This is a genomic window from Tardiphaga sp. 172_B4_N1_3 (genome assembly GCF_052076035.1).
In the GTDB taxonomy this organism is placed as follows: domain Bacteria; phylum Pseudomonadota; class Alphaproteobacteria; order Rhizobiales; family Xanthobacteraceae; genus Tardiphaga; species Tardiphaga robiniae.
In genome coordinates this window covers 944,971-961,912 of sequence record NZ_CP197238.1, presented here as the reverse complement: position 1 = coordinate 961,912, position 16,942 = coordinate 944,971, and the positions used below count along the sequence as shown (strand labels likewise).

General features: G+C 62.5%; 15 protein-coding genes. 7 read left to right on the top strand and 8 right to left on the bottom strand.

What is annotated here, in order from left to right; all coding sequences use genetic code 11:
- The first annotated feature begins 12 nt into the window (after positions 1–12).
- Positions 13–1,500 (top strand): serine hydrolase, encoded by a 1,488-nt coding sequence (locus AB7783_RS04170; protein WP_441276925.1) that lies wholly within the window; start codon positions 13–15, stop codon positions 1,498–1,500.
- A 19-nt stretch (positions 1,501–1,519) separates the two neighbouring features.
- On the opposite strand, the gene AB7783_RS04165 is transcribed toward AB7783_RS04170, so the two are convergent.
- Both AB7783_RS04165 and AB7783_RS04160 read right to left on the bottom strand, forming a co-directional pair.
- The gene (locus AB7783_RS04165; protein ID WP_441276924.1) at positions 1,520–3,130 is read right to left on the bottom strand and encodes an MDR family MFS transporter; all 1,611 of its coding nucleotides are present in this window, start codon (positions 3,128–3,130) and stop codon (positions 1,520–1,522) included.
- Between the two features lie 193 nt (positions 3,131–3,323).
- A complete protein-coding gene (locus AB7783_RS04160) occupies positions 3,324–3,836 on the bottom strand; it encodes a YcgN family cysteine cluster protein (RefSeq protein ID WP_184515499.1) in 513 nt (170 codons plus the stop codon).
- Between the two features lie 290 nt (positions 3,837–4,126).
- Between AB7783_RS04160 and AB7783_RS04155 the strand changes: the two genes are divergently transcribed.
- The 3 genes from AB7783_RS04155 to AB7783_RS04145 are packed head-to-tail and all read left to right on the top strand — an operon-like array spanning position 4,127 to position 7,593.
- Positions 4,127–6,415 carry a transglycosylase domain-containing protein gene (locus AB7783_RS04155; RefSeq protein ID WP_089267024.1) on the top strand — a complete coding sequence of 763 codons (2,289 nt, stop codon included), beginning with the start codon at positions 4,127–4,129 and terminating at the stop codon, positions 6,413–6,415.
- Positions 6,416–6,439: 24 nt separating this feature from the next.
- Positions 6,440–7,018 (top strand): DUF1214 domain-containing protein, encoded by a 579-nt coding sequence (locus AB7783_RS04150; protein ID WP_068730494.1) that lies wholly within the window; start codon positions 6,440–6,442, stop codon positions 7,016–7,018.
- A complete protein-coding gene (locus tag AB7783_RS04145; RefSeq protein ID WP_089267023.1) occupies positions 7,015–7,593 on the top strand; it encodes a DUF1254 domain-containing protein in 579 nt (192 codons plus the stop codon). Before AB7783_RS04150 ends, AB7783_RS04145 begins: the two co-directional genes overlap by 4 nt.
- Positions 7,594–7,696: 103 nt before the next feature.
- On the opposite strand, the gene AB7783_RS04140 is transcribed toward AB7783_RS04145, so the two are convergent.
- Positions 7,697–8,830: a LuxR C-terminal-related transcriptional regulator gene (locus AB7783_RS04140; protein ID WP_441276923.1), complete on the bottom strand. Its 1,134-nt coding sequence runs from the start codon at positions 8,828–8,830 to the stop codon at positions 7,697–7,699.
- 241 nt (positions 8,831–9,071) lie between these two features.
- Here AB7783_RS04140 and AB7783_RS04135 point away from each other — a divergent pair, with 241 nt between their 5' ends.
- On the top strand, positions 9,072–9,893 hold the full coding sequence (locus AB7783_RS04135) for an outer membrane protein (RefSeq protein WP_441276922.1): 822 nt from the start codon (positions 9,072–9,074) through the stop codon (positions 9,891–9,893).
- 133 nt (positions 9,894–10,026) lie between these two features.
- The gene (locus tag AB7783_RS04130) at positions 10,027–11,007 is read left to right on the top strand and encodes a sterol desaturase family protein (protein WP_441276921.1); all 981 of its coding nucleotides are present in this window, start codon (positions 10,027–10,029) and stop codon (positions 11,005–11,007) included.
- Between the two features lie 31 nt (positions 11,008–11,038).
- Here AB7783_RS04130 and AB7783_RS04125 read toward each other — a convergent pair whose 3' ends face one another.
- Together AB7783_RS04125 and AB7783_RS04120 are read right to left on the bottom strand one after the other, a co-directional pair.
- Positions 11,039–11,830 (bottom strand): hypothetical protein, encoded by a 792-nt coding sequence (locus tag AB7783_RS04125; RefSeq protein WP_441276920.1) that lies wholly within the window; start codon positions 11,828–11,830, stop codon positions 11,039–11,041.
- Between the two features lie 16 nt (positions 11,831–11,846).
- Positions 11,847–12,053: a hypothetical protein gene (locus tag AB7783_RS04120; RefSeq protein ID WP_441276919.1), complete on the bottom strand. Its 207-nt coding sequence runs from the start codon at positions 12,051–12,053 to the stop codon at positions 11,847–11,849.
- Positions 12,054–12,322: 269 nt separating this feature from the next.
- Between AB7783_RS04120 and AB7783_RS04115 the strand changes: the two genes are divergently transcribed.
- A complete protein-coding gene (locus AB7783_RS04115; RefSeq protein WP_441276918.1) occupies positions 12,323–13,300 on the top strand; it encodes a DUF2336 domain-containing protein in 978 nt (325 codons plus the stop codon).
- Between the two features lie 475 nt (positions 13,301–13,775).
- Here the strand turns inward: AB7783_RS04115 and AB7783_RS04110 are convergent, their stop codons facing one another.
- The 3 genes from AB7783_RS04110 to AB7783_RS04100 are packed head-to-tail and all read right to left on the bottom strand — an operon-like array spanning position 13,776 to position 16,716.
- Positions 13,776–14,120, bottom strand: coding sequence for a DUF1491 family protein (locus tag AB7783_RS04110; RefSeq protein ID WP_309944772.1), 345 nt, complete (start codon positions 14,118–14,120; stop codon positions 13,776–13,778).
- Positions 14,121–14,153: 33 nt separating this feature from the next.
- Positions 14,154–14,882 (bottom strand): peptidoglycan-binding domain-containing protein, encoded by a 729-nt coding sequence (locus AB7783_RS04105; protein WP_231077362.1) that lies wholly within the window; start codon positions 14,880–14,882, stop codon positions 14,154–14,156.
- Positions 14,875–16,716 (bottom strand): PAS domain-containing sensor histidine kinase, encoded by a 1,842-nt coding sequence (locus tag AB7783_RS04100; protein WP_441276917.1) that lies wholly within the window; start codon positions 16,714–16,716, stop codon positions 14,875–14,877. The genes AB7783_RS04105 and AB7783_RS04100 overlap by 8 nt, the downstream gene beginning before the upstream one ends.
- Between the last annotated feature and the right edge of the window lie 226 nt (positions 16,717–16,942).

Below are 16,942 nucleotides of genomic sequence, written 5' to 3'. Positions count from 1 at the left end.
AGGCTTGTCCCAATGGCATCTGAACCTGTCGCATGCAGCCAATCCGTCGCGACATTCATTCCCGAATTCGAGCATCTTGTCGTAGAGGTCATGAAGGAGTGGAAGGTCCCGGGCCTCGCCGTCGCTATCGTGCAAGACTTGGAGGTTGCGTTCGTCGGGACCTATGGCCTTCGCGATATCGAAGCCGGCCTGAACGTCACGACGGATACGCAGTTTCAAATCATGTCGGTCTCGAAGTCGTTCGCTGCTACGGGCCTGGCTCTATTGGTTGACGAGCGACACATGGATTGGAAGAAGCCGGTGCGGGAATATATCCCGGAATTCCGGCTCTATGACACCGTTGCGAGCGACCGCGTCACGGTGCGCGATCTGCTATGCCACCATTCCGGATTGCCACGTCACGATTGGATCTGGCTACCCGGCGATCTGCCACCCGCCCAAATGCTGGCAGCGCTGCCCTATCTCGAACCGAGCGCCGACATTCGCAGCGCCTTTCAGTATTCGAACCTCGGCTACCTCATTGCGAGCATGGTGGCCGAGCGCGTCAGCGGTCGGTATTGGGCCGACTTAACCCGCTCGCTGACCGACAAGCTGGACATGAAGGTGACGTTCACTGTGGAGGAGCTTGCCGCAGCTACCGACGCGGCCGTGCCCTACGGGATGATGGGAGACACTTGTCAGCGCACGAAACTCTGGCCCATCAGCGTGCCGGCTGCGGGCGGCATGAGCACGTCGATTGCAAGCTTCGCGAACTGGCTTCGTTTTCATCTCGGCCAGGGCGCGTTTGAAGGACAACGTCTTCTGTCATCCAGCCTGATACAGGAGCTCCAGAAGCCGCGGGTGCATGTCGGGGCAACCGGATTCGCCGACTACAGCGATGTGCATTACGGTTTCGGCTTCCGCTCACACTGGTATCGCGGAGAACGCGTGGTGTGGCACGGAGGCGGCTTCACCGGCACGAATGCGCTGATGATGATGTTGCCCGATCGGGGCGTCGGTGTCGCGGTGCTCGCCAACAACGGAATGACTCCGGTCCTCGCTCCGCACATCCTCGCGAATTATGTCTTCGACCGCGTCTGCGGCAAGGAACCGGTACCCTGCTTCGATCGCTTCCGCGAGCAACGCCGCAAATTCGTGACGCAATACGAGGCCTGGCTGCAGGCCGAGAAAGCGGCACCGACGCCGGCCGCCCAGCGGCCCCGTAACCTCGCGGATTATGCCGGTGAGTACGCGCATCCAGGCTACGGTTGCATGACCATCACGCATGCCGCAGGCAAATTATATTGGGCGTTTCGCGGCATGTCGGAGCCACTCGCGCATCGAAACGGGGATACGTTCGAACTGCTCAAAGCACCGGGGTCGCCCGGCGGCCTGATGCCGAGCCGGCTTTCCCTCTCATTTTCCACCGGAAGCGACGGGAATATTGCGAGCGTGGCAGTCCCGCTCGAGCCGCTGGTCAAGGACATCGCCTTCACACGCGTGGCAGCGGAACATTTCTGAAGTCGGATGACGGCTTCGCCTACTCCGAAACCAGCGACGGCTTCGCCTTTGCCGGCCCTGCCAGCGGGCGTTCCTCCATCAGCAGCAGGAACAGTGTCGACAGCGCCAGCAGAGCCGCCGCGGCTTCGAACACGTAACGGAAGGCGCTGACCATATCGCTGGCCGCAATCGGATGCGTGCTGGCGGCATGCTCGCCTGAGATCGAGATGTCCGTGCCGAGCGCCATCAGGAGAATGGTGGTGAAGGCGGCGACGGTGAAGGACGCCATCAGCGCGCGAAAGAAGTTCATGGCGCCGGTCGCGGTCCCGATCTGCGGGCGTGGCACGGCGTTCTGGATCGACACCAGGCTGACCGGAAATGCCGTGCCGAGCCCGATGGAGAACAGGCCGAGCATCGTGAGCAGCGCCCACAGTGGCAGCGGCGTCGCGAGCGCCAGCGCCAGACCCATCAGCGCCGACATGGCGGTGCCGGCGATGGCGACGCGCTTGTAGTGCCTGGCCTTGGTCATCATGTGGCCGGCAAAGGCAGCGCCGCCGACGGACACCGCCGCGATCGGGATCAGCGCAACGCCGGCTTGACCTGCAGTCAGACCGTAGACCACTTCGTAATAGAGCGGCATGTGTACGGTCAGCCCGAGCATCGCACCCATCGCGCAGCCGCCGGCGGCCATCGCGAAAGGCACCACCGAGCCCGACATCAGCGGTAACGGCAGGAACGGCTCATCGTGATGGATCGCATGCCAGATGAAGGCGAAACCCATCACCGCTGCTGCGCCGATCATCGCGACGATGGTCGGCGACGCCCAGGAGAATTTGGTGCCGCCCCATGTCAGCACCAGCATGAAGACGACGGCGGACGCCATCAGCAGCACGCCGCCCAGCCAGTCGACCTTGCGGCGGCGATGAAACACAGGAAGCTTCTTCATCTTCGGCAACAGCAGCGCCAGCGATCCCACACCGAGTGGAATGTTGATCCAGAAGATCATGGACCAGTGCAGATGTTCGGCGAACAGGCCGCCGATGATCGGGCCGCCGATGCCGGCCGCCACCCACACGCCGCTGAAATAAGCCTGATACTGGCCGCGCTCACGCGGCGACACCACGTCGGAAATCACCACCTGCACGATGGGCAGGATGCCGCCGCCGCCGAGGCCCTGCAGGGCACGTGCGATGATCAGCACGATCATGTTCGGCGCCAATGCGCACATGATCGAGCCGACCATGAACAGCGACATCGCGGTGATGATCATGGCGCGGCGGCCATAGATATCGCTGAGCGTGCCGAACACTGGCGCCACCGCGGTCGATGCCAGCAGATAGGCGGTGATGACCCAGGACAGGTTGTTCACGTCGGCGAATTGCCGGCCGATGGTCGGCAGCGCGGTGGCGACGATGGTCTGGTCGAGCGCTGCCAGGAACATGGTCAGCAGCAGGCTCATCAGGATGGTGCGGACTTCGGCGGGGGTCAGCGGCGCCTTCACAGTAGGCGCGTCGCCGGGTTCGATTACTTCTGTGGGGATCCGCGACAGTTCCTGCGCGATTTCGTCCGACAGGAGCTCATCCGACGAGATTTCCTCGGGCAATACCTGATCATCGGCCGCTGACCGGCTCTGTCGCTCGAACTTGTTCATGAAACTTCGGATTCAAAGGACTTGGGAGGTAACCCGAGAGCCATATCGGCGCGAACTCCCGCGCACAGACTCTCTTTGAAAGAAATCTATTCCCCTGCCCTATGCAGCAACAGTTGTTTCCTTGCATGGGAGCGTCCCGCGGCGATCATCTGACCGTCATATGCGCGTGATCGGACACCGCGCGCTGCGGATTCTACGCCGGCCGCTTCTTCAGCTTCGCCTTGCGTGGCAGCAGCGCCGGCCAGGTCACAATGTGATCCTGCAACTCGTCGTCGGAGATCGTGTCCTCGCTGCCCTCGACCCGCCCGCGGACCGATACGCCGGCTTCATGGACGGTGTCGGGGCTGCCGGAAATCAGCGGATGCCACCAGTAGAGATCGCGCCCCTCGGCTGCGAGCTTGTAGCCGCAGCTCGGCGGCAGCCAGCTCAGGGTGCGGACATTGTCGGGGGTCAGCCGCACGCAATCGGGAACATGGTCGGAGCGGTTCGGATAATCCTTGCAGGCGCAAAGACCCGCATCGAGCAATCGGCAGGACACATGGGTGTAATAGATCTTGCCGGTATCCTCGTCTTCCAGCTTTTCCAGACAGCAGCGTCCGCAGCCGTCGCACAGGCTTTCCCACTCGGCGCCGGACATCTCTTCCAACGTCTTGGTTTTCCAGAACATTCCCTCCTGTGCGGAAGGACGCGGGGGACGCGCGGTCATGCGATTTGAACGATCCAGGTTGCGGCGAAACGCCCTTCTAGGAGGTGCGGCGCAGGCTCTGCAAGCAACATCGTGTCGGCCGGCTCGCAAACAAGGGCAAAACCGGCAAGCTGTTAGCCCTGTCGTGCAAATGATAAGCAATGCCATTGGTTTATCCGCCCTGCTCGGCTAGAACTTGAACGACTCTCCGGCGGCCGCAAACCTGCCGCCGGGTTGCCGCATTATTTCAGCATGACGTCCGCGCGGTGCCGGTGGGTGCACGCGAGCGCTGCAACAAACCAAGGGCCCCTGTGCCTCAGATCGTGCCATCCCGTTGGAAGACCAAATTCCGGCATTTCCTGCTGGATCTGGATGCGCGCATCGATTCCGGCCTGTTCTCGTCCGGCCGCGGCACCCGCGAGCTGTGGGAGCGCTACTCCACGTTTATGGACCGCTTCTATGTCGGTCGCTGGAAGCGCTGGGTGTTCATCGAGCCGCTGTCGGAAATGGCCACCATCGGCCTCGGCGGTCTGATCCTCATGCTCGCTCTGGCGCAGCCGGCGTTTCGCGAAACCGCCGATGAAGACTGGCTGAAGAAATCCGACCTCGCGGTCACGTTCCTCGATCGCTACGGCAATCCCATCGGCAGCCGCGGCATCAAGCACAACGACTCGATCCCGCTGGAAGACTTCCCGGACAATTTGATCAAGGCCACCCTCGCCACAGAGGACCGCCGCTTCTACGATCACTTCGGCATCGACATCGCCGGCACCGCGCGCGCTCTGGTCACCAATGCGCAGGCCGGCGGCGTGCGCCAGGGCGGTTCGTCGCTGACGCAGCAGCTCGCGAAGAACCTGTTCCTGTCGAACGAACGCACCATCGAGCGCAAGGTCAACGAAGCGTTTCTGGCGATCTGGCTGGAAACCCGCCTGACCAAGAACGAAATTCTGAAGCTCTATCTCGACCGCGCTTACATGGGCGGTGGCACGTTCGGCGTCGACGGCGCAGCGCATTTCTATTTCAACAAATCCGCGCGCGACGTGAACCTCGCGGAAGCCGCGATGCTCGCCGGCCTGTTCAAGGCCCCAACCAAATACGCGCCGCATATCAACCTGCCCGCCGCCCGCGCCCGCGCCAACGTGGTGCTCGACAACCTCGTCGATGCCGGCTTCATGACCGAAGGTCAGGTTTTCGGTGCGCGGCGTAATCCCGCCGTCGCCGTCGATCGTCGTCAGGAAATCTCGCCGAACTACTATCTCGACTGGGCCTTCGACGAGATGCGCAAGCTCGTCGATACATTCCCGAAATCCTATGTCGAACGCGTTTTCGTGGTCCGCACCGCCATCGATATGAATGTGCAGCGCGCCGCCGAAGCCGCCGTGGAAAACCAGCTTCGCCAGTTCGGCCGCGACTATCATGCGACGCAGGCCGCCACGGTGGTGTCGGACCTCGAAGGCGGCGTCCGCGCCATGGTGGGTGGCCGCGACTACGGCGCAAGCCAGTTCAACCGCGCGGTGGACGCGATGCGCCAGCCCGGTTCCTCGTTCAAACCCTATGTCTACACGACGGCACTGCTCAACGGTTACAAGCCGACCTCGATCATCCTCGACGGCCCGGTCTGTATCGGCAACTGGTGCCCGCAGAACTATGGCCACTCCTATTCCGGCAACGTCACGCTGACGCAGGCCATCACCCGTTCGATCAACGTCGTGCCGGTGAAGATTTCGATTGCGCTCGGCAAGGGCGCGCAGAATCCGGCCAAGGCCGGCCGCGTCAAGATCGTGGAGACCGCGCGCCGCTTCGGCATCACGGCGCCGTTGCTTGATACGCCGTCGCTGCCGATCGGCTCCACCGAAGTCACCGTGCTCGAACACGCCGTCGCCTATGCGACTTTCCCGAACAAGGGGCGCTCGTCGAAGCCACATGCCGTGCTGGAAGTCCGTACCGGCGCCGGCGATCTGGTCTGGCGCTTCGACCGCGACGGCCCGAAACAGTTGCAGGCGATCCCGGCCTCCGTCGCCGCCGATATGGCCGGCATGATGAGCCACGTGGTCAGCGAAGGCACCGCACGCCGCGCGGCGCTGGACGGCATTCCGACAGCAGGCAAGACCGGCACGACCAATGCGTATCGTGACGCATGGTTCGTCGGCTATACCGGCAACTTCAGCTGCGCAGTCTGGTACGGCAATGACGACTACTCGCCGACCAACCGCATGACCGGCGGATCGCTGCCAGCGCAGACATGGCACGACATCATGGTCGCAGCCCATCAGGGCATCGAGATCAAGGAAATCCCGGGTGTCGGCGCGGGTACCAAGAATCCTGCCGCAGCCGCCTCGTCCGTGATGGCCGCCAACGCGCAGGACGCCAAGCCCGGCCCGCCACCGGTGCTGACGCGCCGCGGCGCCGACGTCCTGCTGCGTGTCGAGAAGCTGCTCGATGACGCCGGCAAGACCGCCGGCCGCACATCATCCAACGAACCGTTGAAGCCCCGCGCTTCCTCCGCGTTGGCCTTCCCCGAGAGCTACGCGTCGGCGAATGATGCACCGGATGCCAAAACGACCACATCCGCAACCGCCCCCGCGTCGCGCAAGAACTGAAGCTGCTATCATGACGGTGCGCACGTGCGGCTGATCTTCCTCACGCTCCTGGCGCTCGCGATCGCCACTGCTGTCGGTCTCGGCCTGACCTGGACCACCGCGACCCGCGGCACAGACCTTGGCACGCTCACCATCGGTGCCTGGACTGCGCGCCCGCGCACCGGCACCAGCGAGATTGATCCCTATGCGCGTGCGTCCATTGCACGGTCCGGCGAATTGCCGATCGGCACGGGCGACGGCGTCACTTTCACTGCCACCACCGATGACAAGAAAAAGCCGCTAGACGGTCGCTGCGATATCGTCGTGTCAGGCGTGACACCGGCTGCGCGCTTCTGGACGCTCTCGCTCTATGACACCAAGGGCCGCCTGGTGCCCAACACATTGCAGCGCTACGGCTTTACCAGCCAGGAAGTGGTGCGCAATGCCGACGGCGCGTTCGAGATCCGCATCGCTGCACGCTCGCGCGCCGGAAATTGGCTGCCGACATCAGCGCTGGAACGCTATGTGTTGATGCTGCGGCTGTACGATACGCCGGTTGGCGTTGCCACCCGGACGCAGAAAGACGCACCGATGCCCGCCATCGCCACGGTGAGCTGCCCATGATCCGGCTGATGTTTGCGCTCATCGGGGGTGTCGTGCTTGGCGGCATCGTGCATCTTGTCAGCGTGCTGGCGCTGCCGCGTATCGCGACGCAGGACGCCTATTCGCGCCTCGCTTCGGTGACGAAAGAAAATGCGGTGACAGCATTGCCGCAGACCGAGCCGGCCAATGCGCTGCTGCCATTCATGGACCCGGCCTTCGCCATGGCGGTCTGCCGCTACGATCTGGCCAAAGGACCGATCAAGCTCACCGTGCCGGTCAGCCAGTCCTATACATCGGTGTCGTTCTACACCCGCAGCGACGTCGCCTATTATGCGATCAACGACCGCTCCGCCGGCCGCCGCGTCATCGAGCTCGATCTGATGACCGAGGCGCAGCACGAAGCCCTGCCCGAGGAAGAGGACGTCACGTCCGCCGACCGCCTCATCATCGACTCGCCGACCGCGACCGGCCTGATCGTACTGAAGGCGCTCGCCGCCGAACCCGGCCTGATGATCCAGGCCCAGGCATCCCTCGCCGCATCGAATTGTCGGGTGCAGACCGATCCGCCGGCTGCGCCGGTGAAAGGCAAGCGCTGATAAGCGATCGTCATCGTAGGATGGGTAGAGCGTCTTCGCGAAACCCATCATGTCGTCGTGTGTATTTGATGGGTTTCGCTGCGCTCTACCCATCCTACGTGCGCTATCCCGTAGCCAGCGGCGTGCCGATATCCGCAACGAGCTTCACGAGATCGGCCTGCCGCGAGCTGCCGGTCTTGGCATAGATCCGGTTGAGATGTGTCTTCAGCGTATTCTCCGAGATCCCGAGCGAAGTGGCCGTCTGGGACGGGTTGAGCCCCTTGCCGGCGCTCACGAGCACGCGCGCTTCGGCCGGCGTGAGCTCGAACAGCGTCGTCAACACGGCTTCGGGCATTGGAGAGGCCGAGGTCGTTGTCGAGACGAAGACGGCGGCACATGCGGGGCGGAAAGCGGCACGCGCCGTACCAGCGGTCAAAGGCAGGACATAGGCGACCGCGGGCGGTTGTCCTGCCGCCGACACCGGCAAGCCAATGCCTTTGGCGCCGAGCGAGAGATCCGATGCAGCGCTTGCGATCGCCTGCAGCAAGGCATCGCCCATTAATGCGTTCTGTGCCTGAATGGTTCGCCCCTGACGCAGGATCGGACCATCAGTTGCGAACATGCGTTCGGCACTTGCATTGGCATGGAGCACCGATCCGACCGCGTCGGTCAGCACGACGGGCACTGCAAGATTCTCGAGGGATTCGCGAAACAGATGCGCCGTCACGCGCACGTCATCGAGCAGGTCGCTGATCATCGCAGCCCTGCGCAAATGCGGAGACAGCAAGGTCAAAAACCGTTGATCCTCGGCAGATACGGCAGCCTTGTCCGCCCAGGTGGTGCAGCCGAGTAGACCGATGCGATCCGGCGTATGAACGAATTTGACAATGCACCCCTCCCGCAATCCCTGCGGTCCGGCCCAATTGCGAAAGAACGCGGTCTGCTGCAATTCACTTTCAGGCATCAGCGAGAGCGTGGATACGGGCGTATCGATATCGCCGACCACCGCAGCTTTCAGGCCCGGAATATCATCGAAACTATAGTCCTGCAGCGCGCGCATGCGCTCGGCATCCCAGGGCGACTGGGCAGCAAACCGGCCATGATTGTCCGATGTGCCTGCCAGGGCGATCGTCGTGTAAGCCGCATCCATCGTCTGCGTGATGCGGGTGAGAACACGCGACCATCCCTCACGGTTCAGAACGCAATCGTAGATATCTCCGATGATTGAAGAGAGTACGTCATTGTCGACAACGTCCATGAACATTCCAAATCCGTGATTGCGCGCGCTCTGGTGTGGCAGGGCGAGATCGAAGTCAATTTCCGGACGCGCACACGCAGCATATTTTACCACATCATACTTCGGGGTGACGACACGGGATTCCGCCACGCGTAGCAGTGGCGATGGCGACTCTCGACTTTTCGGGGGCGCGAATGAGCGGCCTACTTGTCCGGCGGGCCCGCACGTCTGGAAGTCACGTCTTGAAGTACTGGAGATCTCGATGTCGAAATCCGCTAAGTTGGCCTGCGTGATCGGCTGCGTTCTGCTTGTGTCAACGCCCGCGCTAACCGCGGACAATCTCGCTCAACCGCATTACAAGGCGGCAGTATCCCCACAAATCGTAACATGGACAGGCGCCTATATCGGCGCCACCTTGGGCTATGGCTGGACCGAAAGTGCGTCCACCATTACGGCCATCGACACGATCATCACGCCATTTTTCCTGTCGCAGGGCACGATGCCCCGGTCGCTCAATTCCCGCTTCGATGGATTCATCGGTGGCGCTGAAATCGGCTACAACTGGCAGATCGACCGTTGGGTAACAGGTCTGGAAACAGACTTGTCCTATTCGAAAATGGGCGCGGGCGTCACTTATTACGCCCCGGAGATTGGTGCCAATCCGGAAACCCTGACCAGCCATAACACCGAGCTGAGCTGGTTTGGTACCGCGCGTGCACGATTGGGCTATCTGGTGACACCGGAGACATTGTTCTTCGCTACCGGCGGTCTGGCCTACGGCCACGTGAAAGTCTCGTCCACTCTTGTGCCGGAGCCGACATTTCCATGTGCCCGGAACGCTCTCTGCTCCGCAGGGTCTGCATCGGAGACACGGATCGGCTGGGCGATCGGCGGCGGCGTGGAATCGAAGATCGCATCGAACTGGACAGCGAAGGTCGAATATCTGCATTTCGATCTCGGAACGATCAGCGATACGACGTTGAGCAAGGCCACCTTCGCGGCCTGGCCAGGAAAACCGATCATGGGCGTTAATTCGGACATCACAGGCAATATCGTCCGCATCGGCGTGAATTATCAGCTGTAAGACGACCTCGGCGTGACGTTTTTCCGCATAGAAAACGTCCAGGGAGCCCTCTGGCGTAATCTGCCTGCAATCTCCCGCAGCGAAGCTCCGCATCCATCGCCGACCCACGAATCGGCGCGAATGCGGGGCCTCCATGCAACACGACCAAGAGCCGTCCGATACGGCCGTCAGCTATTTCCTGTCCCTGATCTGGTGGCCGCTGCTGTATTTCGGGGCGCTGTTCGGTGCCGGCATGGCTTTCGCCAGCAATGCGCCGCTGTTCTGGTTCAATATCGTCTATGCCGCGCTTCTGCTGGCGATTGTGCTGCTCGAACGCATGACGCCGCATCGCGCCGAGTGGCTGGAGCATGATGGCGAAACGCTGAATGACCTCGGTCACACGTTGCTGACCAAGGGGGCGGCGCAACTGGCCGTCGCCGCGACCTCGATTGTGCCGATGGCGGTGGCGACCGTAACGCGCGCGGACGATCACGCCTCGCATTTGTGGCCGACACAGTGGCCGCTGATCGCGCAGGTCGTGCTCTCGCTGGTGATTGCCGAATTCGGCCTCTACTGGTCACACCGGATCGCCCATGAAAACCTGTTCTTCTGGCGCTTCCATGCGCTTCATCACAGCGTGGTCCGGCTCTGGGTGGTGAATACCGGACGCTTTCACGTGATCGACTCGCTGATCAAGATGGCGCTCAGCCAGGCACCGCTCTACCTGCTCGATGCGCCGTTGCCGGTGTTCCTGTGGGTCGGCGCGGTGACGGCGATCACCGGCCTGCTCACCCATTGCAATGTGGAGACGCGCACGGCGCTGTTCGATCCGATCTTTGCGACGCCAAAACTGCATCGCTGGCATCATTCGAAGACGCTCAAGGAAGGCAACAGCAACTATTGCGAGAACATCATGGTGTGGGACCATGTGTTCGGCACCTATCTCAATCCCGCCAAGGCATCGCCGGACCGGCTCGGCATCAGCGGCAAGGTTGCACCGGATTTTCTGGGACAGATCGTGCAGCCGTTTTCGCGCAAGGGCGCGCGGCAGATTCTTGGCCGCCAGACCGTGCCGGATGATCAGGTGAAGCCAGTGGAAAAGTCCGACGCCGTAGCGCGGATCAGCGAAGCGTAATCCCCCTACACTTCCAGCCCTACACGTCCAGCTATCCGCCGACCTGGAGCACCTTGCCGGGGCGAACCGGCGTGAGGCTGCCGGCCATGGCCGTGGTCTGCGCCGCCAATTCGCCGATCAGCATATCGGCGCCGGATGCCATGCCATCGGGGGCGTGGATCACCATGCGTTCCAGCGCCCACTTATAGGACGACACCCGGCGCTGCAGACATTGCTCGACCCACTGCACGATCAGCGCGTTCTCATCCATGCGCGCGATGGCGTCGGCGCGCTCCTTCGGCTCCAGCGCCGACACCAGCTTCAGGCTGGCATTGCGCTTGCGATCGAGCTCGACGACCTTTGCGGCCGTCGCATAGAAGGCTTCGAAGCGCAGGATGTCGTCGCGCGCGTCGTCCATCAGCACGCTGTAGCGCGATGTATGCGAGCGATGCGGCTCGTCGATCAGGAGCCGACCATAGGCCGTGCGATCGTAAGTGACGTTCTGCCGCCATGGCGATGCGATCGGCTTGTAGTCGCCGAACACACTCTTCCACAGGGGGCGCGAATGCGGCGGCTCGATCAACGGATAAGCGAGATCGCGCATCTGGCGTTCGAGATCGGTGAGCTGAAATTCCGACGACTTCAGGCCGACGCTGCCGGTCGCCTCGACACCGATCCAGCGATGCATGTCGTCGGTCACCGCATTGTTGCGGGTACGGCCGAAATCGCCGCCGGCGCAGCCGCCGAGCGTGCTGCCTATCAAGCTCGCAAGTACGAAACACGGCGCAAGAAACGACGTCTTGCGCCGAAGCCGTATCCGGTTCGGATGGGATATCGCCGACATCAGAACAGGTCCGGGGTCAGGAACGGGCGCGGCGCTTGCGGCGGCGTCCCGGCGCAGTGCCCTCTTCCGGGCCGCTGCCGCCATTGCTGTCGTCGATCTGACGCTCGATTCGGATCACCGGCAGGATCAGGATTTCTGCGGCGGTTTCGCGGGGAGACGGCGCCACATTCACGCCCAGCCGTCGCGCTGCCGCATCCGCCGGGAACTTGATGATGGTGCTCATTATCCAGTCTCTCCGCGCCGCTTCGCCCGTTTTGCCGACGCACGATCATTAAGGACAGTCATGGTTAATAGCGTGTTAACGCCACAGGTGTCGTCGAAACAACGGTTCGTTGATGCCGCGCGATGTCAACGAACGCGCGCTCCGCTCGCACCCGCATCGTTGAAGCGACTCGTCGGAATCAGGTCTGCCTCGGCCAGAGGCCCATGGTTAAACACATATTAATGCGTCCGCGATAATTTGAGGCAAGGTTCCCTTAGTAAGCGTATGCCATGCCTGCCTCACCTCCAATGTTTCCGGGCTTTGACGGATTGCTGACGCTCTCGCGTCGCGAAGGTGTGGACGTGCGACCGACCTTGCTGCGCGTGCTGACGGATCTTTATGTCCAGGCACCGAACCATACGATCGACGAAGAGAAGCAGTTCGTCGAACTCACCGCGCGCCTGATCGATCAGGTCGACGACGCCACCCGCGCCGCTGTGCGCGCTCGGCTGTCGATCTATCCGAACACCCCGCGCGCGATCCTCAACCGGCTCAATCTGCGCCCGACCGAACCCGGCCAATCGGTGCCGCTCGCGCAGCCCATTTCCGCCGCGGAATCTGCCGCGCCGACCGTGAAGCAGCCGAGCGAAGCGCAGATGCGTGTCGCCGCCAACATGGCCATGGCACCCAGGGACGCGTCCGAGATCAGTACGCTGTTCTTTGCCGCGTCGAGCAGCGAGCGTGCGCAGATCCTGCATAACCTCGCCGAAACGCCGCTGCGATCCTCCGCCCGGATTCCGCAAGCGCGCGCCGCACGCGCGATGCACATTCTTGAAATGGCCGCCTTCGCCGAAGACCGCGACAACTTTGCGCGCGAGCTGAGCGAAGCCCTGATGCTGCCCGCTAGCATTGCCGAGCAGGTCGTGAGCGATCCCGGAGGCGAGCCGCTTGCCTGCTGCGCCAAGGCGCTCGGCATGAAGAGCGACATCTTCCAGCGCGTGTTGCTGTTCCTCAATCCGGAATTCGGCACGTCGGTGCCCAATGTCTACCGGATCGCACGCATGTATGACGTGCTCAGCGAGCGCTCGGCACTGATCATGGTGGCCGCCTGGCGCGGCGCGCATATGGCAGCGACGCGCGCCAAGTTCCGCCCTGCGCTCTATGACGACGAACGCCATCGCGCACGGCCGAGCGCGCCGCAGGCACGGCCAAGCGTCCAGCCGGATGTGGATATCACGCGCGTGACGCGGAATTTGTCGAGCCGTTAAAATTGAAGCTGTGAAGGCGTCGGGAAAGATACGCTTTTGTAGCAAGCTGCCCCGATGAGCGTTTTGCCTCTACCCAAATGGGTTCGAAACACACGTAGAACTATCCTATGCGTCGGCATCGGATGGCCCGCGATTGCCTACATGATTTCCCTCGGCCATCCCGCAGGCGGAATCTGGTTCGCGATAGGCAGCATATTTCTGGCAATAATCTTTCTTCCGGGAGTCCTGCTTCTAACGTTCGTGCTCCCGACCTACAGAAGCAGGATCATCGCAATTCCCCCGCTTCTACTTTTTATCTTCTGGCTGATATCCCGCCAGTCACACACCTATGACAGCTTCTCGCTACCGGTCCCAATGCTGCTTTGGATCTGCACTTTCATGGCCATTGCGATGCTTATTCCGCAATGGTCGAGCATTGAGCTGGCAGCCCGACGGCTTTTTCGCCGGCAAACCACTTGGTATTGAAGAGCTGATCCTAGCCCTTCGCCAGTTCAAGGAAATGCCGTCCAGCCTTGTCCTCGGTCTCGACGATCCACACGTCGGGATCGAACGAGATCTCCTTCTGCAAGCGCTCTTCGATCTTGCGTTCTTCGACGGGCTGCGGCGGTGAGGCTGCGAAGACGCGATCGACAGGGCGGCTCTCGTCATAGGCGGTTTGCGGCGCCGGCGTGTAGAGCATCGCGGTGCCATCCAGCAGCGCGACCTTTACGAACACGGCGCCCGCCTCCTCCGCACCACGACGGCGCACGGCGCCGAACACGCCTTCGGTCTGGCAGCGGCGCAGATATGCGGCCACCCATATTGCTGACTTCAATCTCATGGAATCGACGATAAGCCAGCCGCAGGGCTGGCGCTAGTCGATCGCGCGCCCGGTGACGGTGGCGAGTTCGCGCACCATGCGATCGGACACCTGCCCGGTGACCGGCAGCTTGCGCTCACGCTCGAAGCGCTGGATCGCAGCCGCGGTGTCCGAGCCGACATTGCCGGTCGGCTTGAGCTGACCATAGCCGTATTCCGTCAGCGCACGCTGAACAGCGGCGACGCGGCGCGTATTGGTGATGAGATCACCGAGCGGATCGGTGCGGGTCGCATTCGGGATCGCCGCCGGCGGGCGCGCCACGGCGCCCGTGGTCGCCGGTGAGGCCGGTGGTGCCGGCGCCTTCAGGAGATTGCCGACCGGATCGGCCGCGCGCTGCTCGACGGGTTTGGCGGCGAGTGACGGCTTCGGCTCATTGGCGCTGTTGACCGGCTTGGAATCCAGCATGCGGGAATCGAGCTTGGTGTCCGGCGAAGCAGCATCCAGCGGACGCGGCTTGGGCAGCGGATTGGCGACCTGCGCCGGTGCCGGAAATGCAACGACGGTGCTCGAACCGAACATCGGCGACGGATGATGGCCCTTCTGCAGGAAAATGGCATTGGCGATGATGGCGCTGACCGCAGCGAATGCGATCAACCCGGCGACCATGTCCTTCGGGCTGTGCAGCAGCACGCGCAGGACGATACCGCGCTCCGCGGGCTCGTCGACGATGGCGACGGCGCGGCCGCGTTTGGACTTGGTCGCTTTGGAACTGGCTTTAGGCACTCTTCTTCACCTGATGGGCTTGGTCGGACGGCGCGGTGCGCGCCGCGGGATTCAAGATCGCGATATTACTGACGTGTTCAGCCTGCGGCGTAAACTCCAGCGGCAGCGCGATGGTGATGGTGGTGCCTTCGTCGATCCGGCTCTGCACCTGCATCTCGCCACCATGCATGCCAACGAGGCTCTTCACAATGGACAGGCCGAGGCCGGTGCCCTCATGGCGCCGCTGATAGGTCTTGCCGGCCTGGAAGAACGGATCGCCGATGCGGGCGAGATCGTCCGATGCAATCCCGACGCCGGTATCGCTGACGCGCAGCATCAAGCGTGATCCTTCGACGCCCGCTGCCACGGTGACGCTGCCGCCGCGCTCGGTGAACTTGATGGCATTGGACACGAGGTTGAGCAATATCTGACGGAATGCGCGCGGATCGCCGTTGACCTCAGGCAGATCCTTCGGCGCATCGGTGATGAGATCGATGCCGTTCTCGCGCGCCTTCAGCGCCAGCAGATTGCAGCAATTGATCAGCGCGGGACGTGGGGCGAAGGGCTCCGGCGAAATCTCGAAGTTGCCGGATTCCAGCTTCGACATATCGAGGATGCCATTGACGACTGACAGCAGGTGCTGGCCGGAATCGTTGATGAGCTGGGCATATTCCTTGCGCTTGGTCGCATCGAGCATCATCAGCTCTTCCTGCACCAGCATGTCGGAGAAGCCGATAATGGCATTCAGCGGCGTACGCAGCTCGTGGCTCATGGTGGCGAGGAAGCGCGTCTTCGACGCATCGGCGCGCTCGGCTTCGATGCGGGCCTGCGCCAATGCCTCTTCCTGCAGCTTGCGGTCGGTGACATCGCGCAGCACCGCGACGACTTCCGCATCGGCATTGGACGACGAGATATCAGCGCCCTGCTCCAGCGGCCGGCAGCGCATCTCGACCCAGATGAATTCGGCGCCAGACGGACGCATGCGATCATTGCCGCGCACAACATCGCGGCGCAGGCGGAATTCGACGGAGCGGGCTTCGCCGCCGCGTGCGGCGTCGGACAGAGCCGTGAGATAGGCCGGGCGATCCGCAACATGGACGCGATCGAACAGGCCATGGCCCAGCAGTCGCTGTGCCGGGGCGCCGACCAGTGCTTCAGCCGCGGGCGAAATGAACTGCACGGCGCCATTGTGACGATGACGCGAGATCACGTCGCTCATATTGCGCGCCAGTAGGCGATAACGGTCTTCCTCGACATAAAGCAGCGAGACGCTGGTGCGCGCCAGCGACTCCGCGCCGAAGGCCAGACCGGCTGCATAGATGGTGGCGGACGCAATACCGAATGCCATGAAGACGCCATGGCCGGCGACACTGGCTTCGGATACAGGCAACCAATCGAGGCTGGTCAGCACGATGAGAATGCCGACGCAGGACAGCGCCAGCGCCGATGCAAAGGCGACGATACGGCGCGAAGCCGAGAGTGCCGCCTCGATCGGCACCACGACAAGCCAGATCGCCGCGAACGAATTGATGCCACCGGTGGAGATCGCCATCATCATCACGAGGCCGGCGAGCGCGACGGACGACAGCACCTGTGCGCTTTCATAGCGGCCGGTACGCGACAGAAAATATGAACAGAGGATCGGCGCCATCAGCCAGGCGAAAGCTGCGACCTCGATCGCGTTCGGCGCGCCGCGCAGCGCGAGATAGACAGGAAAAGCCGCAAAGGCCGCAAGACTGCCGAGCAGACGCGGGGCCATGAATGCGCGATGACGCGCGCTCGTCAGCGCATCGTAGCGCACTGAAGGGTGCAGCATGGCATCAAGGCAGTCGCGGATGATGGTCGATACTGTCACTGGTCTCGCTTCGGCTTGATCGTCAATTCAGACGCGCCGAAACGCCTCCTTTTATCGTTGCGCCAACGTGTCAGAGCGACATTAAGCGAACACTAAAGTGACCGCCGCGTTCGCCATGCCTAACGTGTAAGTGCTGATTTAAGAGGAGTTTTCGCGTTTCCATTCGACAACGATGGTGAACGAGTAGTTTCCATCGCCGCGTCCATATGGTTTCGAAAGTGTGCAT